Below are 22005 nucleotides of genomic sequence, written 5' to 3'. Positions count from 1 at the left end.
GAGGTTGGAAATGTCCGCGCCTAGTGACTTGGTGCCGCTTCAACCGGGCGACCGTGCGCCGAACGTGGTACTCGATGCCATTACCCAGGAAGGCAAGATCGCGCTCGACGACTTCCGCGGACAAAGACCGGTTCTGGTCGGCCTGTTTCGAGGTCTGCATTGTGCGTTTTGCCGGCGCCACATCGCCGCCCAGGCGCGGCTTGATCCGGAACTGCGCGAAAAGGGCGTGGAGAGCCTGACGGTGGTCAACACGCCGATCGAACGGGCGCGTCTCTATTTCCGCTACCATCCGATGCCGAATCTGCTGGCGGCCTCCGACCCGGAACGCGCTTCACATCGTGCTTTTGGACTGCCCAATCTCGAATTCACCCAAGACGAGACGAACTGGCCGTACAGGGTCTCGATGGCAGCGGCACAGGATATGCGGGTCGACGTGCCAGGCGAGTTGCCCGGTCCTATGGATCCTTTTTCCGCCAGCGAAATCCTCAACAACAAGGACCATTACGAAGTCACCGAAGCCGACGAGCAGATGATGGCAACCGGACACGGACAACTGATCGGTCAGTTCCTGCTGGACAGGCAGGGGATCGTCCGCTGGAGCTTCACGGAGGTTCCAGAGGGTGGGCGTTACATGTTTGGGGCGCCAAACCCGCAGGAGCTGATGTCAGCCGTGTCCCAAGTCGCCCAATAGACTGTCGGAATATGGGCTTGAGATGCGTGGGCTCCAGGGGTCGGCATTGCTAAGCGGCAATCAGGCCGGGAGCCGCCACATTCGCACGCGGCCTGCACCACGCAATTCCGTTTCCTCGAGTGGGTCGCAAGCAAAATTTGGCCCAAGCATTTGGCGAGTTGCATCCGAAATGCGGATTTCATCGGGCTCCGCGGACGTTTGAATACGCGAGGCGAGATTAACGGTCTCGCCCCACAGGTCATAGGCGAACCGCCTCTTGCCTATGACGCCCGCGACGATTGGGCCTGAGTGAATTCCGATTCTGAGTCTCAGCGGTTCTCCTGCGAAGCGTTCGCGCCTAACCGCCTTGCGCAGCTCGAGTGCATAGCGTGTGAGGGCCTTTGCATGGTCGGATCGCGCGGTGGGCAGGCCGGCGACCACCATCACACAATCGCCGATTGTCTTGATCTTTTCGCAGCCATATCGTTCCGAGAGCCGATCCGCGGCCTTGAAGAAGTAATTTAAAATAGCGAGCGTCGTCACGGCTCCGACGCTCCGCGCTCGTTCCGTAAAACCGACTATGTCGGCAAAAAGCACACTCACTTCCGCGTGGTTGTCAGCAATTTTTTTGTGCGCTTTCAACCGCTCCGCGATCGACGCCGGAAGAATGTTGAGGAGCAGGGCTTCGGCGCGCTGGTATTCACGCGCCAATCCCTCCTGGCTCTTCCTCAATGCCTCGTTCGTCGATTGTAATTTCTCGTTGAGTTGACGCTCCCTCTCTTGCAGGAGTGTCATTTCATAAGCCTTTTGTTGAAGCCGCTGCCTATTGTCGCGTTCGGCAGTGGCGTCAAGAAAGAGCAGCCACACGCAGGCATCGTCAGCAAAAAAATGAAGGTCGGCGACACACCCGCTGGGCAGTTCGATCATGGCAATGTGAAACGGAAGCTCCGGGCAAGGCAGCAATCCTTCCATGAATTCAAGCTGCTCGGCAACAGGCTCGCCGATGCGAAGCGATGAGAGCCCGTAATGCTCAACATTGCCGCCCTTCGCAGCGATGCAAAGCTGAGTGTCGATTTTCAGATATGCGACAGAATGCCCGCTGTAGAAGAAATTGAAAATCCAGTTTCCAACCTCTTTTGGCAATCCATGCATGATCTATTTGGTGACCATTAAAGCAAGTTGACGAAATGCATCATCAACATGTTCACCCGAAAGCGCACTTGTTAGATAGATTTGCCATCCACGTTGCCTCAGTTCGTCAATCTCACTATCCGATATTGCCCACCGATCGGCCAGATCGGATTTGTTGAACAGCAATACAAACGGCATGGCGCCGAATTCGGCCTCGACCCGTTCGCGCAGCGTGAGCGCCACGGCAAGAGTGGCGGCGCGCGTACCATCGACGACAAGCACAAGCCCGGTTGCACCTCGCACATAGCTGACACGGAATGAGCCGATATCGTCTTCACCGGCTAAATCCCACAAAATCAGATCCACGGTTTTGTCCGGGAGCACGACATTCTTCTTGTCGATCTTCACGCCCACCGTGGTCAGGTAGGTTTCTGAAAAGATGCTCTGCACATACCTGCGCACCAGACTCGTCTTCCCGACAGAGAACCCGCCCAGCATGCAGATTTTCTTTTGCAACATCTTGGGCTCCACTAGTCCAGATTCACAGTAATCGAAACCCGGCGATTGGTGGAGCTCCCGGCCTGACTATTTTCAGGCACCAGCGGCTCAAAAGTGCCCGCGCCCCGAACCTGCAGCAGTTCTGGAGCGACGCCGCGCTTGTTGAGAAGCGCACGAACTGTCTCGGCGCGGGCGGCGCTGATCGATGCGTTGGCCGTCTCACGGCCCGTGGTGTCCGAATGGCCGGTCAACATGAACCGCGCTGTTACGCCTGACTTGCGGGCATTTTGGGCGAATTCCTTTATCTGATCCGCCAACCTGTCGAGAACCGGCAGCTGCTCCGGTCCCGGCACGACTTTGCCGGAAGAGAAGAAAATATCGGTCGTCTGGATGGCGTCTCTCAAAGAATTAAGTTCTGCAAGGTTCAGCTCACGCAGCTGCGAGACATCCAGAACCACTCCGTCCGCCGAAAGCTGTTCGGAGGCGGCTTGCGCCCGGCTGATCCAGCCGGCAGGAGCCTCACCCACGGCGACGATGCGACCCTGGATGATCGAAAGCTGAACCGATTTCGGCGGGGACAGCGACGCCGTCAGCCGCTTCACCACGAACTTCGGATCAAGGCTCTGATAGAATTGCCACTGTGAATGAACGCGGGCAGGATCAACCTGCGTTCCGGACAGCAGAGCTTGCGGGTCGGCGGCAAGCGGGTCTCTCAGGCCGGAAATGTAGAATTGTCCGCCGCTCGTCCGTTGTTGGGCGACGATGATTCCCGATTGGGCCTCAAGTCGCGCCACATAATACTGCCAATGCTCCGCCTCGCGCGCTTCGGGACTCACATCACGAACCTTGGAGATGTCGAATTCCGGTCCGCCTACCGAAAGCTGTCGGGCCGCTGCGCGCGCTCGATCTATCCAGGTATCGGGAGCCTCACCCTCGGCAACGATGCGATTCTCGACGATCGAAAACCGAACCGATTTCGGCGGATAGAGCGACGCCGTCAGCCGCTTCAACACGAACTCCGGTTCAAGGCTCTGATAGAATTGCCACTGCGAATGAACCAGTGCGGGATCGACCTCGGTTCCCGACAACAGCGACTGCGGGTCGGCGCCAAGCGGGTCTCTCAGGCCGGAAATGTAGAATTCGCCGTCGCGTATCCTTTGTTCGGCAACGATGATGCCCGGCTGGGTGCCCAGTCGCGACACGTAGGCCTGCCAGTGCTCCGCCGCGCGTTCTTCGGGGTCACGGACCCTGGAAATATCGAATACCGGCCCGCCTGCTGAAAGCTGCCGGGCGGCGGCCTGCGCCCGGTCGATCCAGGCGCCGGGAGCCTCGCCCTCGGCAACGATGCGATTCTCGACGATCGAAAGCTGAACCGATTTCGGCGGATAGAGCGACGCCGTCAGCCGCTTCAACACGAACTCCGGCTCAAGGCTCTGATAGGATTGCCACTGCGAATGAACGCGGGCGGGATCGACCTGCGTTCCGGACAGCAGCGACTGTGGGTCGGCGGCAAGCGGGTCTCTCAGGCCGGAAACGTAGAATTGGCCGTCGCGTATATTTTGCTCGGCAACGATGATGCCCGGCTCGGCCGCCAAGCGCGACACATAGGCTTGCCAGCGCTCCGCCGCGCGTGCTTCGGGGCTCACATCACGAACCTTGGAGATGTCGAATTCCGGTCCGCCTGCCGAAAGCCGTCGAGCCGCTGCGCGCGCCTGGTCGATCCAGGTGCCAGTGGCCTCGCCCTCGGCAACGATGCGATCATTGACCACCGAAAGCCGCACCGACTCTGGCGGCACCAGCGACGCCGTCAGCCGCTTCAACACGAACTGAGGCTCGAGACTCTCATAGAACTGCCACTGCGCATGCACGCGCGCGGGATCGACCTCGGTTCCCGACAACAGCGCTTGCGGGTCGGCGGCAAGCGGATCGCGGAGGCCGGCAATATAGAATTGGCCACCGCTTATATTTTGCTCGGCAACGATGATGCCTGGCTCGGCCACCAAGCGCGACACATAGGCCTGCCAGCGCTGCCCGGTTTGCCAGGAAAGAAAGAACCAGGCACCCCCCAGAATCAAAATCAGCGCAACCAGAGCCACCACCAGCCACGGAAATCCCTGGTTTGTATCCTCCTGCTTCAGCTCAACGCAGGTCTGCAGCTGCGCCTCTACGCCGAACAGCTGCGAGGTGTCCCCGTCAAACTGCTCTAAAGCCTCCGAGCTTTGGTCATGGATGCGAAGCAATACGTCGCGAAATATTTCATGCAGTCCCTCCGGCGGATTTCCCCGGATCACCGCAACCAGCGTCGCAAGCGGTCCGACTTCCGACCAGAGACGAAGCTCGCCAAAGCGGATCGTGTCCAGGCCGCTCTGTTCTTTCTCGTTGAATGAATCCTTCACAAAATCTTGAATTGCGCTGAGCATCGAGGAAATGAGCTGAGGATCCTCGCTGGTTGCGTTATCGGCCGTAACATGCGCTATCAAGAGCCCGGAATTGCGGTTGATGAGAAAAACATGCTCTACGCGATAGACGAGAGAATGCTTCAGAACGACTTCCGAGAAGCTGGCACCGGTTCTCCAAGCTTCCACTCTCCACTTGAGACCATGCCAAGTGAATATATGTCGTAGAGTTTCATTTAGCGACTGAAAGGTCTGGTCGATCTTTTCTCCGATCGACTTGCGAATTGCCGGCAGAAACACCGGATACAATATATCCGTCAGAGTACGCGGGCTCTTCTGGATCGAGCGTTGCACGGCCCGCTCGACGGCCGGTGCGAGGGCCTCGCCGAGTTGCGCATGCGGCGCTTGGGCGGCCGCACTGGGGAGAACGCCGCCCACCGCCGTCGCAAGCTGCGCCGGTTCGTCCAGCAGATCCGTGACGCGTGAGAGCTCCGAAATCTCGCGGCCGACCAGCAACTGGCGCAGCGCTTCCATGCGAGGGTCGGCGGTTGGAACCGACTCGAATTGCGCCCGATAGTCCGGATCGACGTTCCGGGCTATTTCGACCAAAAGCTTAGCGAGAGCCTCGCGATCAATCCCTGTATCGTTCGAAGCTGCTTTTTTTGGAAGGCTGATTGGGTCGACGGTTGACGTCAAGTTCCGATCAACTCACTTTCCAGCCACGCTCCGAGTTGGTCTTGCTGCCGACGGGATCCTGATTGAGACATTTTGCGACCTCGACAAACAGGCCGGCCAAAAGATTGCGGTCGGTCTTGACGTTGCTGAGATCGGAAAACACCTTCTCTATCAGCATCTGAACGCTTTCGATCCTTTGCTTGATTTCCTCACGCAGCAAATGATCGTTTCGATTGATCCGGTCTGCAACATCGCGCTCGAGCTCGCTGACTTGATCCGACAATGCGCGCACCTGCTTTTCAAGTGCCTGATTTTGCTCGCGAAGATTCCGGTCGATCTCCTTGTCGCCCTCGGCTCGCGCATCTTTTTCGTTCCGCAATTGCGTCGCGAGCGAATCGACCTGCTTCTTCGCATTTGATTCGTACATTTCAAGATTGCGCTTGGCCTCGGATTCAACATCCTTGAAGCGCTGCAAGACCCGTTCTTCAAGCTTGGAAAAGCGGCGATCGTAGTCCTGCATCTGGTTGCCGAACAGCAGATCCCGTATCTTGTCGACACCTACAGCGTCGCCCGGGGCTCCGCTCTCGCGAGCTTGGCCCGCCATGAAGCTCAGTCCATTTCCCTCTGCATTACCGATCAGATTTGCGTCCGCTTTATTTGCTGAAGACGCGGTACTCGAAGATTCCTTAGCCATCACTATGCCCCAATTGCCAGTGGAAAACCCGGAAACGGGGATTATGTCAGACAAATACCCGGCCCACAAGCCGAAATCCTCTTTGGCTCGAGCCGATTCGCGCGCCTCTTGTTCGATCTCTGAACTAGCAACAGCTGCGCAATCTTCGATGATTTCGCTCTTGTATTTCTTTGATAGCTGAAGCAGTCGGCAAATCCAATTGATCATTCACTGAAACGTACTATCGAAAGCACGTCTAAAATCTATATATACTTTGAATGGAATAAATTATGATTTTTCATTAGATTAATTGCAATCCGCTGATCTAGATGTGCAGATACTTTCTGGCATCGGCCCGCATACTGTAACCGTCACCTTCCAACGCGGACCCAACGCTAGAAGGAAGGTCTTCTCTAGGACAGAGAATGGCTGTTCGAGAATCCAGGTTGAACGGCTGTTATTGCCGCAAGGCGGCCTGCGGCCATTACATTAGCGATGTCTACTTTTAATGAATCGACAGGACCTTGGAAAGGACTGCCATGCGGCGCCCGTCTCAGGACAACCCGTCTGCAAGCCAGGTCAGGCTTGATTTTCAGCGGAATGCCGCGGGGCTAGATGACCCTCCCGGAGCGGTGAACGAATGTGCGAGCGGAAATGCGCCGGCGCACCGACCTCAGATCTAAGCCGTCGGGCATGAGCGCTTGCCATTCAAGCATGTCTTCAAGTCTTCCTGCTGCCTCTAATGCCCCCCGATCTTGACAGAGCAGTGCTGCCGTCCGATGCCGTATCTCCCGGCGAAAGAAAGCGAAACTCGATGATCCAGGACAAAGCTACCGTAAGCGTTGTGGTACCGACGTCCAGGCGCGGGTAAGATCGCGTGGCGCATAATCCATTGGTTTCAGTCGTAATTCCTGCGCACAACACGGAGGCAACGCTGGCGCGCGCGCTCGATTGCCTTCTCGAGCAGGAGGTCTTGGACTGGGAGGCGATCATCGTCGACGACGCCTCCACGGACAGCACCCCCGCGATCATCGCCGGTTATGTGGAACGAGATGCCCGATTTCGGACGTTGAGTTCTTGCGCGCATAGCCCCGCCGGCGCGCGTAATGACGGGATTTCGACGGCGTGCGGCCAGTGGCTGATGTTCCTGGATGCCGACGACTGGGTGGATGCCAGCTTCCTTGCGAAAATGCTGACCGCACTGAAAACCGCTCCCGATGCAGTGGCCGCCTATTGCGGTTCACGGCGCGTGATGCCCGATGGTGCATTCACCCCGTCGAGCATCGCTCCCGAGGTCGCGATCCAGCCCTTCGAAACGTTCGCCCGCCGATGTGCCATCGCCACTCACGCGGTGCTGGTCGACCGGGAAACAATCGTCGAGTTGGGCGGTTTCGATGCGTCGCTGCGTACCTGCGAAGACTGGGATCTATGGCAGCGCGTCGCACGCCTCGGCAAAAATTGGGTGATGGTCGACGAGCCGCTCGCTTTCCATCGGGCCAGCCCCAACGCGCTCAGCCGCAATTCGACGCAGATGCTGGCGGATGCGGGAATCGTGATCGCCCGCGGCTTTTCTCCTGATCCCAGGGTCAAACGCCCAGGATTGGCTCACGCCAATGGAGCGACCGAGGCGACCGGGCGATCCGCTTCGGAAGCACTCGCGTGGTTCGCGTTGTGGAACACTGCATCGGATTGCGGCAGCGGCGGCAGTTCGATCAATCCGCAATCCCTGCGCGCGCTCCCGGCAGGACGTAAATGGGCGCATGAGATCGCCAAGGTAGCCTTCGATGGCCTGATGGTGGGAAGCCTGTCGGTGCCAGCGCATTTGGCTGCCCGGTGGGACAGGTTTGGCGGCGCCCTCACCGCGTTGATCATCGAACTCGGCAAGGTCTGGGGCGATCCGGTCGCGGCTCGTCGCGTCCAGTATCATCTCGAGCAAATGCTTCTCGATGCCGACGATCTTGCCGCACCTCGCAGGCTGGCGCGGACACTCGGAATTCGCGTCGACGCCCGAAATCCAACCTCAACCGAGCTTCCGGAAGGAATCGATCAAATCTATGCCTACCTGATGATGGATGGCCAGGTCGAAGCTGTCGTTCAGTTCGGCGTACTCGGGAACGTGACAAGGGGACATTGGATTGAACTGATCCTGAATTTGGCACCGCAAAAGGACGACGGCGCCGGCACGTCAGACACGCTTGCAGCCGAGGCACTGTCGACCACGGCGGAACGCCGGCCTGATCCGGACAGTCACTTCGGCAAACTCGCGCGATTGGTCTCGGAAGCGCGGGAACTGGTTCTGTCGAGCGCCGAAGCCACGCAGCCTCTTCCGGCGCCGCGCCGTTCACCGGCCTCGGATGGACACGACAAGGATCGTACGGCGTTCTGGAACAGCTATTTTGCGACAGAGGATCCCTGGAACTACACCTCGACCTACGAGCAGGAAAAATATGAGCGGCAGCTCGAAATTCTGCCTGCCGGCCCCATTGGACAGGCGCTTGAGCTCGCTTGCGCAGAGGGCCATTTCACGCGGCAGCTCGCGCCGCGAGTGGGTCATTTGACTGCAACTGATATCTCCGCGATAGCGGTCGAGCGGGCGCGCGCGCGATGCAGCGATCAACCGAATGTTGAATTCGGCGTACTGGATTTCATGGCCGACACGCTCCCGGGCGAGATGGATCTGATCTTCTGTTCGGAAGTGCTCTACTATCTCGATGATCTGGCCGAGTTGCAGCGCTTCACCAAAAAAGTCGCCGAGGCGCTGGCGCCTGGCGGCAGTTTCATCAGCGCACACGCATTCGTGCTACGGGACAATCCCGAAAGGACGGGCTTCGAATGGAACACATTCGGTGGCCAAACGATCTCGGAGACGTTGGCGGCGACAGAAGGCCTCGTCCTCGAGCAATCGATCCAGACCGAACTCTATCGCATAGATCGCTTCCGCCGCCTGTCACCGGGCCACATGGCGACGGAGCCGGTGATTGATCATGTGCCGGTCCGCGCATCCATCGGAATCGGGGTCGCGCGAAATATCGTCTGGGGCGGAGCGCGGGCCTTGCGCCGCGACGTTGCGCGTAGCGAGCGGCGGCAGCGTATCCCTGTCCTCATGTATCACGGCGTCGCCGATGAAGGTCCGGCCGCGCTCGCCCGTTTCCGGCTCACGCCCGCCGCGTTCGCCGGCCAGATGGCATGGTTGCGGGCCAATGGCTTTCACGCGGTCATGTCCGAGCAACTGGAATGGTCCATCGCCAACCGTCAGCCTTTCGCTGGCCGCCCGGTGCTCATCACCTTCGATGACGGCTTTCAGAACTTTGCCGACCATGCCTGGCCGATCTTGCGCGCGCACGACCTGACCGCGGAAGTGTTCCTGGTGACGGACCTGGTGGGTGAAAGTGCAAAGTGGGACGCCGTCAGCGGTCCGCCGACGCGGCTTATGGATGCCGGAACGGTGCGACGTCTCGCTGCCGAAGGTGCATTCTTCGGAAGCCATCTGGCGACGCATCGCGCCATCGATGGTCTGTCGAGCTCTGACCTTGCGGCCGAGCTCCTGCGCTCTCGGATGTTCGTCGAACGGTGGACCAGTCGGCCAACCTCGGCGTTCGCGGCCCCCTTCTCCGTCACCGACCGGCGGCTTGGCAGGCTGGCCAGGGAGTGCGGCTATCGGATTGGCTTCGGCGGCAGACACGGGCCGGCGGACCTTGACAGCGATCCCATCGACCTTCCGCGCATCGAGATTCGTGGGGATCGCTCGCTCGACGACTTTGTTGCCACCGTCGAGGCCGTGCTCAATTGAACGGCGAACTTTGTCGGTGTCATTATTTCCGCTCACAGTGCGCAAGAGCGACGAGACGCTTCGCACCAGTATCGCACATGCCGCCCTAAGGCCCGAGACAGACAAAGGATTTCCATCCATTCGCATCGGGGCAGGATTTTGGTAAGCTGTCGCATCGCAACCGGGTGGAGCTGTCGTTCCTGTGGTCGACGATCGTCTTCTCGAACGCAAGATGACCGAGATCGAGCAAGCGCGAGCTTGGAGCCCGCGCGTCATGTCAAAATTCGAAATGCTTATCAGGAGCGGCGACGACCGCGCGCTGTATCGGGTCAATCCTCTGGCCTTCGCCCGCGAAGCAGTGTTTCTCTGGGGGACTCGCCGAAGAGCTGGCGATAGTTCGCTGCGAAGCGGCCAAGATGGGTGAGCCCAACCTCCATCGCGATGCTTGTGACACTCGAGCCTCTCGCTCCCCGGGCGGTGAGCAGTCGCCTGGCTTCATTGAGACGGAGCGCCCTGATGAATTCCAGCGGGCTTAGAGCAAAGGTGGTGCGAAAGGCGTACTCCAATTGACGGCGGCTGACGCCGATTTCCTTACACAACCGGATGATGGGGATGTCTTCGCGGATATGGGCGCGAATGAAAGCCTCGGCCGCCCATGCCTGCCTGAGATGACGGCTGGAGGACCGATCCAATCCTGCGTTGCTAGGCGCGCCAGCGAAGGCGTCAGCCATGCCTCGCAAATATTCCATCAACGCGATCGGAGTATGCTCCGGCAGAGCTGCACCGCTTGCGGCTGCTTCGAAGCGATCTGCCATCGCCTCCATTTGGCTTCGAAACATTTTCGCATCGGTGGTGGTGAGCTGAACGGCGTTTGGGTGGTCTGCAGCCCTAGCCAAGATCGTGCCAGCGGAAAGTGCCTGGATCTCTACCCAGATCGACATCGGGACAACGGCGCCTGTATAACTAAGGCCGGGCTGGACCGTTGCTGTTACGCTCGTGCCGGCGGGGATTGTCACGATCATGTCGTCTTTGAGCGGACAGATCGTTGAGTCCCGGGCCTGCTCTATGCCCACTATCGCCACGGAACCTGGGGCAAAGCCGCCGCTGGCGCGGAAGGCGCAGTTGAATTCGGCCAGATCGAGCGCCCACTTGCCGTGGGACCGGATTTGCCGGGGTCGCGACGGCAGTTGCCCTGGCGAAAGCCTGTCGACCTTCACAGGCAGCCCAGAGGCGGCATCGCCGAGCCCGTCTGGGCCGAGCTGTACGTCCCTGTGCGAAGGCGATGAAGGCCAGGTGCTCAAAAATACGTCCTTTGCGCAAAGTGGATAGCAGGATGATTGTATTAGCTGTAACTTAAATGCAAATTGCGCGAGATCAATCGGCGCAAAGTATCGCCGACTCACGGCCAATGGGGACTGTGGACGAAATAGATCTCTGGGTCAGCCGGATGCGCCGAGAACATCGAGCGCCTTTGCCATGATTATCGTGTGGCGCCGAGACCGGAAGGGCGTATTGCACAGGGTGTTGGTGTGTTAATCTGTCACGTTCCGCTGCATCGCGGCCGAATTGATCTAGCGCAAAGCGAGACTTCATCCAGTCTAAGATGCTGCATCGAATATGACTTGGTCGATGAAGCCGTCTCTTCGTCGCGATTGACGGTCTACGAGGAAGAGAAATGGGGGCTATCAAGAACAGGCTTTGTCGGTTATCGGGCCGTGCACGACAACTATAGCCACGATGGCTTCGTGAACAAACTCACTCAGCAGGGGCCGATGTTGGGGTTCACCTATCAATTCGCGGTCGCCCAATAGAGGATTGTTGTGAAGTGGCTGCGTCATGGCGGCCGTGAAGCAGAACGTGGTCCTGAAGCGTCGGCCTTCAGAGTGAGTGACGATGATATCTCAAAAGCATTTACCCCTAAGGGGAGAAGGGTGGGAGAGTATGAGTATCGATCGAGACTTCCCGGCTGAAGCCGGCACAACCAACAGAATAACGCGGCGCGATGCATTGATGGCCGGCACGGCGGCTGCCGTTTCGCGCTTTGCGGTTCCAGCCGGTCTATCAGGCGCGCTTGCCGGCCTTGCCGGTGTTCAGCCCGCGGCGGCTCAAGGGACACCTCCCAACATCGTCTACATCATCTCCGACGACCAGGGCTGGAAGGACGTTGGCTTCCACGGCTCGGACATCAAGACGCCAAACATCGACAAGCTGGCTGCCGAGGGCGCGCGGTTGGAACAGTTCTATGCCCAGCCGATGTGCACGCCCACCCGGGCGGCGCTGATGACGGGACGCTATCCGTTGCGCTATGGGCTGCAGATGGGTGTTATCCCGTCAGGCGGCGGCTACGGCCTAGCCACGGACGAATACATCTTGCCTCAGATGCTCAAGGACGCCGGCTACAAGACGGCGATGGTGGGCAAGTGGCATCTGGGTCACGCGAAGGCCGAATACTGGCCGCGCCAGCGAGGATTCGATTCGTTCTACGGCGCCCTGGTTGGCGAAATCGATCACTTCAAGCACGCTTCCCATGGCGTGATGGACTGGTACCGCAATAACAAGCCGCTAAAGGAGCCCGGATACGATAACACCCTGTTCGGCACGGAAGCCGCCAAGGTGATCGAAAAGCATGACGGGAAGGCGCCGTTATTCTTGTACCTGGCATTCACCGCGCCGCATTCGCCTTATCAGGCACCCGAAGAACATATCAAAAGATATGCCCATGTTGCCGACGACCAGCGCCGGCTCTACTCCGCCATGGTTTCCGCCATGGACGACGAGATCGGCCGGGTCGTTGCCGAGCTCGAGAAGAAGAAAATGCGCGACAATACGATCATCCTCTTCCAGAGCGACAATGGCGGTGTCCGAGATGCAATGTTTGCGGGTGAATCGAAGGTCGGCAACAGCCTACCGGCCGACAATGGGCCGTACCGCAGCGGCAAGGGCACGCTTTACGAGGGCGGCACCCGCGTCTGCGGCCTGGTGAACTGGCCGGGCAAGGTGAAGGCTGGCGACGTGAACGGCCTGATACATGTCACTGATATCTATCCGACACTTGCCGGACTTGCCGGGGCAAAACCGACCAAGAACAAGCCGCTCGATGGCATGGATGTTTGGGAAACCATTAGCGAAGCCAAGCCCTCGCCCCGCACCGAGATGGTCTACAATGTCGACCCGACCGGCGGCGCAATCCGCCAAGGCGATACGAAGCTCGTATGGGCAGCCGGTGTGTTGGAGCGGGTCGAACTGTTCGATCTTGCAGCCGACAAATCCGAAAAGACCAATCTGGCCGACAAGAATCCTGACAAGGTCAAGGAATTGAAAGGAAAAATCGTGGATATCGCCAAGCAAATGGCGCCGCCGCTGTTGATAGGAGAGGCGATCAAGCTGACCTTCGGCGCACCGCCCATTTCGGCTGATCCAGCCACGGCGTTCAATGAGCTTGGAGACTAAACGCGCAGGATCGAAGTCCGTAGCTGCCAAAACCATGGACGATGTCGCCACGGCTGTGCCACCTGGAGGGGATCTGGAGTCCGTACGCTCCGTTCCCGGGCGCAGCCCGCCATTTCCAAATATGGTGTGGGTGCCAGGCGGCGAATTCCTGATGGGCTCGAACAGCCACTATCCCGAGGAGGCGCCCGCGCACCGCGTCATGGTCGCCGGCTTCTGGATGGATCGCACGACCGTCACGAATGACGAGTTCAGGCGCTTTGTCGAGGCCAGCGGTTACGTTACGCTGGCCGAGCGTCCGGCAAATGCTGCGGACTATCCTGCGGCGGGCGCCGAGTCATTGGCGCCGGCTTCAGCGTTGTTCGTCAGGCCCACGCGCGGCATCGATCGCAGCAATCACTACAACTGGTGGGCCTACGTGCGCGGAGCGAATTGGCGGCATCCGCGCGGCCCGGCCAGCACCCTCAAGGGCCTTGAAACCCATCCAGTCGTCCATATCGCATACGAGGATGCGCAAGCCTATGCGGACTGGGCGGGAAAGGCGCTGCCGACCGAGGCCGAATGGGAGTTTGCCGCGCGCGGCGGACTGAACGGCTCGGAGTTCGTATGGGGCGACGAACTAACCCCGGGTGGCCAGCATATGGCCAACACGTACCAGGGTGAATTTCCATACCGAAATAGCTGCGAGGACGGCTACGAATGGACCGCGCCCGTTGGCTCGTTTCCGGCAAACGGCTATGGGCTCCACGATATGGCCGGCAACGTTTGGCAGTGGACCGCGGACTGGTATCAGGAGCACCGCCGGATCGAGAGCCCATGCTGCACGATGACCAATCCGCGCGGCGGTGAGCGCGAGGCGAGCTATGATCCGCTGACGCCCGATATCACGATCCCACGCAAGGTCACCAAGGGTGGGTCTTTCTTGTGCGCTCCGAGCTATTGCCGGCGTTACCGACCGGCCGCTCGCATGGCGCAGCCCGTGGATACATCCACTTGCCACCTTGGGTTTCGCTGCATCGCTCGCCCGGAACGGTGACGTCTTGCACAGCAACATCGGTTTCTTCAAGGTAGGGGCAACGGCGGGCATAGATGTCGTTGCTTGCCGATTCTATCGGAAGGTCACAGCACGATGCCACTCATGATTCGACGATTGGGAGCCTGGTATCTGGCACGCGCGGCGCGACGTCTCGGAGATTTGACTGCGATGTTCGTCCTGATTGCCAGGCCGCTCGTCTTTGGCATCGCCCTCTTGCTGGCTGGTCAGGCAGAGGCGCAGGCGCCGGCGACCGTGCCGCCTGAAAGGGTCAAGCAGCTGTTCGAGCTTCTCGACGATCCGTCCGTGAAGGCCTGGGTGGTCGAGCAGCGAAAACAGGACGCCGGGCCAACCGAAGCGCCTGCCAAGGCTGGAGCTTCGCCGGCCGACGCATCGTCCGATGCCGTGGCCGCACCAGGCCAGATGAATACGATGGCATCCTCGACGCTCGATCGGATCAAGCATCATATCGAAAGAATCGTACAGACTTTGCCCTTGCTGCCGGGCCAGTTCGCGCACGTTCGCGCAAAGACCATGGAGGATATGTCCGGCAAGAGGCCTGCAGGCGTATTTCTGCTGATTGCGCTGTTCATCGCAGCCGGCCTGGCGCTCACTTGGGCAACGTACAAGTTGACCCGCCCATTCCGCCTTTGGATTATCGCGCAACCGAAGAATACGCCCATGGGGCGAGCCAAGAAGATTGGTGGCCGCCTGCTTTATTCCAGCCTGCTGATCGTCTCGTTCGCACTGGGCAGCGCCGGCGCATTCATGTTGTTCGACTGGCCGACGCTCATCCGCGAGATTGTACTGACATTCCTGATTGCGGCGGTCGTTACATGGGGTGTGCGCATGTACGTCATGGCCACGCTCGTCCCTTCCTTCATGAAGGTCGAGAGCGCCGTCGAGGTTCGTGCTTTGCCGGTCCCCAACGAAGCGGCTGACCATTGGTCCTATTGGCTACCCCGGATCGTCGGCGTCTTCGCCTTCTTCGGCGCCGCGTTCCACCTCTTGCCGGGTCTCGGCATCGATCCGGACGGAATGATGGTCCTGTCGCTGGGCGCCGATTTCGTCCTGCTGTTGCTCTTTCTGTTTGCCGTTTGGCGCCGGCCAAGGAAGCGAGACGGGGCGCCCCAAAGCGGTCACACGGGAGCGACATGGCTATTGACTGCTTATTTCGTCGTTCTGTTCCTGGAGCGCATTGCCGGCTTTAACATAATCTTCTGGTTTACCTTGGCCGCATTCTTCCTGCCTTTGGCAATCGTGCTGACGCAGCGCGGGGTTAATTTCGTGCTGCGGCCGGGTTCGGAAGAGGCCGGCCGGCCGACGATCCCGGCGGTGACGATCGCTGTCATCGATCGCGGTATCAGGATGATTTTCATCCTGGCGGCGGCTTACCTTCTCGCGCGTGTCTGGGGCCTGGACATGCAATCCATGCAGGGCAGCGATACGACGACGATGTTCATATTGCGCGGCTTGATCAATGTCGTGGTCATTGCGCTTGCAGCCGATTTCGGCTGGTCGATCATCAAGGCTTTGATCGAACGAAAGCTGGGCATCGAAGTACCGCACCCTGTGATCAGCGAGGAGGAGGGCCCGATCCTCGATCCGCAGCAGGCGCGACTGCACACGCTGTTGCCGATCCTCCAGAACATTCTGCTCGCATCGATCATCGTGATGGCGGTGCTGATGATGCTCTCCTCGCTGGGTATCCAGATCGGCCCGCTGATCGCCGGCGCTGGCGTTGTCGGCGTTGCGGTGGGTTTTGGGGCGCAGACCGTCGTCAAGGACATCATTTCGGGCGTGTTCTTTCTGCTCGATGATGCGTTTCGTGTCGGCGAATATATTTCCTCGGGCAATTACAAGGGTACCGTGGAAAGCTTTTCGCTGCGCTCGGTGAAGCTGCGCCACCATCGCGGTCCGCTGTTCACGATACCTTTCGGTGAACTCGGGGCAGTCCAGAACCAGAGCCGTGACTGGGTTATCGACAAATTCAACATCACCGTTGGCTATGACACCGATATCGACTTCGCTCGCAAGCTGATCAAGCGGATCGGCCTCGAACTGGCGGAAGATCCCGAGTTCAAAAACTGGGTGCTCGACCCGATCAAGATGCAAGGCGTGCAGGAGTTCGGTGAGTACGGCATCGTATTGAGAGTCAAGGCCATGACCAGACCGGGAGGCGCCTTCGGTATGAAACGCAAATTCTATGTGCGGCTGCGCCAGGTCTTCAAGGAGCAGGGCATCGAGCTCCCATTCCCGACCGTTCACGTCGAGGGGCTGCAGACCCCGCATGAGGCACAGAATGCGCCGTTGGAGATCACACCCGCGTTAAAAATGGCCGCCGCGCAATCGCACACTATTCGTCGCAGAAAAAAAGCTGGCGCAACGGAATAGGCAAGAGCGCCGTCACCGGACCGACTGGAACGGAAACTGATAAGGGTCGATCCAGAAGAATGGTAAATCGATGGGCCGCGCCGGCGCTCTGCGCAAAACGGCTATTGAGGCTGGATTCTCCAAACCCCTTTTGCTAGCCAGACAGGATGAGCAACCGATTGCCGCCCGCGTGGGCAAAGCACCTCAAGACCCAACCCTCGCCGAAGGCGGCATCACCGAAGGCTGCGCCATACAAAGCGCAGTCCAAGGCAGGCCCCGACCGCAGCCACGCCGACGACTTGCTTTTACGGCAGGCGCTCGAGTTGCAGCAGGCCCAACGTCTGTCCGAGGCCGAGGAACTGTGCCTCAGGGTCCTGGCTCGCACGCCCAACCATCCGCTGGCCCTGTATATCCTGGGAACGCTCGGGCTCGATTTCGACAACGAAAAGTCACTGCGGTATTTCGCTCGGGCGGTGGCAGAGGATCCGCGGAATCCTTACTACCATCTTAGCCTCGGCGAGACCTATTTGAAGGTCAGCGAATTTACGCCGGCGATCAAGCACTTTCAGTACGCTCTGGACTTGAAGCCGGATCTGGTGGAAGCGCTTTGCGCCTTGGGCGATGCCTACAATGCGTTTGACAAGGGGGAGATGGCGCTGCCGCTCTTTGAGAAGGCGCTCAGGATCGACCGAGATCATCCCGTAGCCCGGTTGGGGTTGCCCCGCGCGCTCGCAAGCCTCGGCCGTATGGACGAAGCCGCGGTTCATCTGAAAGAGGCAATAGAACGGCGCATCGCGGTACCGGCTGCCCACAACGCGCTCGTACGCACGCGCAAATTCGCTGAAGAGCCGCCAGAACTCGGGGCAATCCTGACGGAGCTTCAAGACCCGGGCCATGGGCCGGAGGGAGCGGCAGCGCTCCATCACGCCGCGGGAAAGGTTCTCAACGACCTCCGTCGCTATAAGGAGGCGATGGATCACTTTAAGAAGGGGAATGAAGCCGGGGGCCATACATTCGATCTGCAATCTTACCGCCGCTCGGTCGACGGCATGATCGCAACCTTCACGCCGGAACTGGTGGCTTCAAGAGCCGCGTACGGCAATCCCTCGGAGGCGCCTGTATTCGTCGTGGGCATGCCTCGTTCGGGCACGACATTGACAGAGCAGATCTGTGCCAGTCACCCCAATGTTCATGGCGCCGGCGAACTCAGCAAACTCAGGCGAACAGCCAATGGACTCGGTGTCGCAGACCGCTCCAGTGTGAACTTCGGCCAATCCATCGCGATGATTACTCCCGAACTGACCAGGACTTTGGCCGAAGAGCACCTTGCTTATCTGCGCGAGCGGGCTCCCGACTCGCTGCGAATTGTCGACAAGATGCCTCACAATTTCGAGCTGATCGGCCTGATTGGCCTTCTTTTCCCCAAAGCGCGTATCATTCATTGTCGTCGCGACGCCATCGACAATTGCATCTCCTGTTTCGTCCTGCAGTTCAATAAAGCCCACAGCTACAGTGCCGATCTTGAGACGCTGGGGCTTTACTACAGGGAGTATGATCGCTTGATGCGGCATTGGGATAATGTTTTTCCGGGTCGTATTTTCGAAAGTCGCTACGAGACGTTGATCGAAAATCAGGAGGAGCAGTCGCGCCGGCTCATGGATTATCTCGGATTGCCGTGGGACGATGCCTGCCTGCGCTTTTTTGACAAAGGCGGCTCCGTAAACACCTATAGCAATTGGCAGGTCCGCCAGCCGATCTATACGTCGTCCGTCAAGCGTTGGAAGAATTACGAAAGCGAGATTCAGCCGTTGATCGAAGCCTTGGGCGATCTTGCTGAGTTTTGACCGGTAGTGCCTGATGCTGCGCGCAGTTGGTTGCACCCAATCCCGCCGGCGTACGCTTTCCGCCGTTAGACCAGTCTAACAGGCTTTCCTCAGGCTGAACGCCGCGTTCCTTCACCTGTCCGGCCAGCGTATCCTGGCCACGGGCCTGCCGCCGTTTCGCGCGTCGCTTGCCAAGCAGTTTGGCTTCCTCCTTTCCTTTCGCTGCGAGGGTTGTTCTTCCACGTCTGCAAGCGCGGCAGCAGGCGGGCGGCCATGCCATTGGCTGTCCGAAGTTCCATACAGACGACATGAAAAAACCCGGCGGTTGCCCGCCGGGTTTTCGATTTCAATAAGGCAGCGCCTTTTAGAACGAACGCTGGAAGCGAAGCATGCCGCCGATTGCGTCGTCTTTGCCAGGAGTAATACCCGTCCAGTTCGACACGGAGTCGTCGCCGAGATGCGAGTAGTCGACTTCGGCCGTGATCGTGAGGCCGGGAACGATGTCATAGGCAACGTTCGCGGCGATGCCGATGTTCTTGCCTTCGTCATACGACGCCTGGAGGTTGAACGAGGTCTTTTCGTTGAACTTGTAGGTGCCGCCGCCCCAGACGGCCCAATTGCCGCTCCACGGCTTGTAGAAGCCGCGACCGCCAGCCGGGAACGTCCAGGTGCCGTCGGTGAGGTTATCATCGGAGCCGTAGCCGCCCATGATGAAGAGCGAGATCTGGTCGGTGGCGTTAACGTCCAAGCGAACCTTGCCGGAGACTTCTTCATAGTTGCTATCGTAAGCGATGACGCCAGTGACCGCGCCCCAGCCCTGCGTCCACTTCACACCACCGACGACATGCGGAACGTAGCTGTCGATCGTGTCGAAGCCCGAGCCTTCTTCGAGAGAGACGACGGCCGAGAAGCCGTTGCCAGCGTCGAAGTAGTACTGCACGACGTTGGTGTCGAAACCGCCATAGGGAACCAACGTATCCTGGATGACGCTGCCGGCGTAGCCGATGAACGTATCGAAGGCCGATTCGTCCTTACCTACGCGGAGACCACCGAGCTGGATCCAGGCGAAGTTCAGCGAGACGGTGTCGCCGTTCGTAGCTGTATTGAGCTGTCCGAACCTGCCCGAATCACGGTTGTTGTTCTGGAAGTTGAAGCGGGTCTCGGTGTAGGTCTTCAAGGTGCCGAGTTCGGTTTCCTGGCCGGTCCAGGTCTTCAGCGAGAAACGGGCATGCTTGTAGAAGGTGTCGTTGCTGCCGCCGTCCTCGTGATCGGCGCTTGTCGCACCGTCGAACGAACCCACGTCGCCGACGCCGATGTCGTAACGGATATAGCCGCCGATGCGCAGGCAGGTTTCGGTGCCGGGGATGTAGAAGTAGCCAGCGCCGTAGACGTCGCAGATCTTGACGTATTCAGCGGGTTCCGGCTCGGCGACGACGACGGCGTCGGCGGCGCGCGCACCGGAAACTGCGATCAGGGCCGCAGCGGAGCCGAGAAGCAGGCTCTTGATGTTCATTTTCTGACCTCCAGTCAAAAGTTAAAAAACGGGTCTGGGTATTCTTTGCTGAAGGACAGCGTTCCCTGCCCCATCCCCACTACCGAAAAAGATGCGCACCGCGCCGCTCCTTCGAATTCGACATTACCCATGAGCCGGCGGCGTTCAACAACGATCGTACCGGCGAAAGGGCTGTTCGGCTGCTATCCCCCAGCGTTGTTGCACAAATGACACGATTTGGCCTCACTCAGAAAGCTCTCGTTAACCATCGGGTCCGCGGCAACCGCTTATTCCCGGCCGAATCCGGCGATCGGCTGACGGAATCATGGCAAGGCCTTGCGTCAACTGCCAGGAAACTGCCGCGGATCCGCCGCATCCGCGGAAAGCCGATGTTCGGCGCGTTCACATTTCTTGCTGGTTGACATCGGATGCCTCCTCGCCATCGCCTCAGTTTCCGGACCAGCAAATCCGGCCGCAGCCGCACCATTCCGATGACCGGGCGGAAGGAAGTCATCAAGCTGCCTCCGACCGAAAGGCGCCAGCCCAACGAACCGCCACCAGGCTTAGCCAGGCATGGTTCCGAGCCACCTGGAACGATGCCAAGGCGGAAGTCGACCTCGGCGCCGATGATCAGGTCGTGCCCACATCCTGCGCCACCACCTGTGCTTCACATCGTGTCCAGGCGGCATCGGCATCAGGCGCGTGCGGATGTGCCTCGGCCGTCCGTCGTCTGAATGACTGCCCCCCCGAGCGCTCGGCGGCTGCGCCTCTGGGGACTTCCACGTCCCGTCCAGAACCTCCGCGTGGCCGACAGAGCCGCCGCCCACATAGTTCCAGTCAGCCATTGTCGACAGGGGCAGCCTTGCCATCGCGTCCTCCCCTGACGAACACCTGGCACGGTCAAGCCATCGGTGCCGCGCCGTGCCGCTCGCGCGCGGTCTTGCGGATGATTTCCGCGATTTCAGGGCTGCTGCTGCACAGCATCTGGAAATCCGCCGCGTGCAGCGACAGGAGTGAGACCGCCGTTGCGGCGCTGACGGTCGCCATGCGCGGTTCGCCGCTCATCAGCGCCATCTCGCCGAAGAAGGCGCCAGGGCCAAGCTCCACCGGGTGTGGCGTCGCGACGCTGACACGCCCCTCCACAACGAAGAACATCCGATCCCCGGTCTCGCCCCTGCGGCAGATCACGGCACCCGCCGGCAAATTACGAGGTCTCAACGCGCGCACGATCTCGACCAGCGCGGCCGGGCCGAGCTTCTGAAACAACGGCACGCCGGCGACCAATTGCCAATTGCGGACGAAATCCTCGCGACGGATTTCTTGATAGAAGCCGGAGGCAAGAATGCCGGCCCAGAGCGCGAAGACGCCGATGCCACACATCATGACCGCCCCGGCAAGGACGCGGCCGGCGAAACTTTGCGGAATGGCGTCGCCATAACCGGTGGTGGACAGCGTGACCACCGCCCACCACATTGCCTGGGGGATGCTGCCGAACTTTTCCGGTTGGATGTCGCGCTCGATGACATAGGCGGCGAGCGCGACACCGAACAGAACGACGCCGAAGAGCGTGGTGACGCCGATCAGGTTGCGCGCTTCGTTGGCCAGCACCCTGCCCAGTACCGGGAAGAATGTCGAGTCGCGCAGCGGCTTCAGCAGCCAGACAGCACAGTAGAGGCTGCGGTCGGGCGTGCCGTCGAGCAGAAATGCAGCGAGCGGAACCAAAACCGCGAGCATATCGATGGCGATTGCCGGCGTCCTGTCCCGAAGGTCTCCCGCCCAGCGCTTGAGCAGCGTCTCGGCCATCTGCAGAAGATAGGCGCCCCAAATGACCGCAAGCACGGCAGTCAGAGCCAGCCTGCTTCGTCCCGACATGCCCGGCATCGTGAGCGCAGCCACCGCCAGCAGCCCAGGCGCGGCCAGCACCGCGTTGAGCGGCGCGTAAATTCTCAGGAAAGGCAGTACCGACATTCTATGCCCACGAGCGGATGCTATTTCTCCAGAATAGGATGCCTTCAAGGCAAGCGC

14 protein-coding genes are annotated in these 22005 nt (G+C 59.7%); 7 read left to right on the top strand and 7 right to left on the bottom strand.

Annotated features, from left to right (window positions below; all coding sequences use genetic code 11):
- Positions 1-10 precede the first annotated feature (10 nt).
- Positions 11-691, top strand: coding sequence for a redoxin domain-containing protein (locus EN861_RS29865; RefSeq protein ID WP_127870400.1), 681 nt, complete (start codon positions 11-13; stop codon positions 689-691).
- A 60-nt stretch (positions 692-751) separates the two neighbouring features.
- Here EN861_RS29865 and EN861_RS29860 read toward each other — a convergent pair whose 3' ends face one another.
- From EN861_RS29860 to EN861_RS29845, 4 genes are read right to left on the bottom strand one after another with little or no spacing between them, the layout of a single operon-like run.
- Positions 752-1822, bottom strand: coding sequence for an adenylate/guanylate cyclase domain-containing protein (locus EN861_RS29860; protein WP_135867316.1), 1071 nt, complete (start codon positions 1820-1822; stop codon positions 752-754).
- Positions 1823-1825: 3 nt separating this feature from the next.
- The gene (locus EN861_RS29855) at positions 1826-2320 is read right to left on the bottom strand and encodes a Rab family GTPase (protein ID WP_127279821.1); all 495 of its coding nucleotides are present in this window, start codon (positions 2318-2320) and stop codon (positions 1826-1828) included.
- 11 nt (positions 2321-2331) lie between these two features.
- On the bottom strand, positions 2332-5391 hold the full coding sequence (locus tag EN861_RS29850; protein WP_135867315.1) for an OmpA family protein: 3060 nt from the start codon (positions 5389-5391) through the stop codon (positions 2332-2334).
- Positions 5392-5398: 7 nt separating this feature from the next.
- Complete coding sequence (locus EN861_RS29845) at positions 5399-6271, bottom strand: hypothetical protein (protein WP_245464459.1); 873 nt, start codon at positions 6269-6271, stop codon at positions 5399-5401.
- 649 nt (positions 6272-6920) lie between these two features.
- On the opposite strand from EN861_RS29845, the gene EN861_RS29840 reads away from it, so the two are divergent.
- On the top strand, positions 6921-9833 hold the full coding sequence (locus EN861_RS29840; protein WP_135867314.1) for a trifunctional glycosyltransferase/class I SAM-dependent methyltransferase/polysaccharide deacetylase: 2913 nt from the start codon (positions 6921-6923) through the stop codon (positions 9831-9833).
- 308 nt (positions 9834-10141) lie between these two features.
- On the opposite strand, the gene EN861_RS36480 is transcribed toward EN861_RS29840, so the two are convergent.
- On the bottom strand, positions 10142-10543 hold the full coding sequence (locus tag EN861_RS36480; protein ID WP_245464380.1) for a helix-turn-helix domain-containing protein: 402 nt from the start codon (positions 10541-10543) through the stop codon (positions 10142-10144).
- Positions 10544-11434: 891 nt separating this feature from the next.
- Between EN861_RS36480 and EN861_RS29825 the strand changes: the two genes are divergently transcribed.
- The 5 genes from EN861_RS29825 to EN861_RS29805 all read left to right on the top strand — a co-directional run bounded on the left by EN861_RS29825 (position 11435) and on the right by EN861_RS29805 (position 18509).
- Positions 11435-11623: a hypothetical protein gene (locus EN861_RS29825; protein WP_135867312.1), complete on the top strand. Its 189-nt coding sequence runs from the start codon at positions 11435-11437 to the stop codon at positions 11621-11623.
- 82 nt (positions 11624-11705) lie between these two features.
- Positions 11706-13262 carry an arylsulfatase gene (locus EN861_RS29820; protein ID WP_348630913.1) on the top strand — a complete coding sequence of 519 codons (1557 nt, stop codon included), beginning with the start codon at positions 11706-11708 and terminating at the stop codon, positions 13260-13262.
- Positions 13263-13383: 121 nt separating this feature from the next.
- Positions 13384-14295, top strand: a complete 912-nt coding sequence (locus EN861_RS29815; RefSeq protein WP_135867413.1) for a formylglycine-generating enzyme family protein — start codon at positions 13384-13386, stop codon at positions 14293-14295.
- Positions 14296-14463: 168 nt separating this feature from the next.
- Complete coding sequence (locus EN861_RS29810; protein WP_127278546.1) at positions 14464-16686, top strand: mechanosensitive ion channel family protein; 2223 nt, start codon at positions 14464-14466, stop codon at positions 16684-16686.
- 146 nt (positions 16687-16832) lie between these two features.
- Complete coding sequence (locus tag EN861_RS29805) at positions 16833-18509, top strand: sulfotransferase (RefSeq protein ID WP_135867311.1); 1677 nt, start codon at positions 16833-16835, stop codon at positions 18507-18509.
- A 343-nt stretch (positions 18510-18852) separates the two neighbouring features.
- Here the strand turns inward: EN861_RS29805 and EN861_RS29800 are convergent, their stop codons facing one another.
- Together EN861_RS29800 and EN861_RS29790 are read right to left on the bottom strand one after the other, a co-directional pair.
- Positions 18853-20001 (bottom strand): porin, encoded by a 1149-nt coding sequence (locus EN861_RS29800; protein ID WP_135867310.1) that lies wholly within the window; start codon positions 19999-20001, stop codon positions 18853-18855.
- A gap of 879 nt (positions 20002-20880) precedes the next feature.
- Positions 20881-21948: a cyclic nucleotide-gated potassium channel gene (locus EN861_RS29790; protein ID WP_127280187.1), complete on the bottom strand. Its 1068-nt coding sequence runs from the start codon at positions 21946-21948 to the stop codon at positions 20881-20883.
- Between the last annotated feature and the right edge of the window lie 57 nt (positions 21949-22005).

The organism is Mesorhizobium sp. M8A.F.Ca.ET.218.01.1.1, assembly GCF_004791165.1.
Lineage (GTDB): Bacteria > Pseudomonadota > Alphaproteobacteria > Rhizobiales > Rhizobiaceae > Mesorhizobium.
Note: the sequence above shows the minus strand (reverse complement) of the source record. Positions and strands in the feature narration are given on the sequence as shown.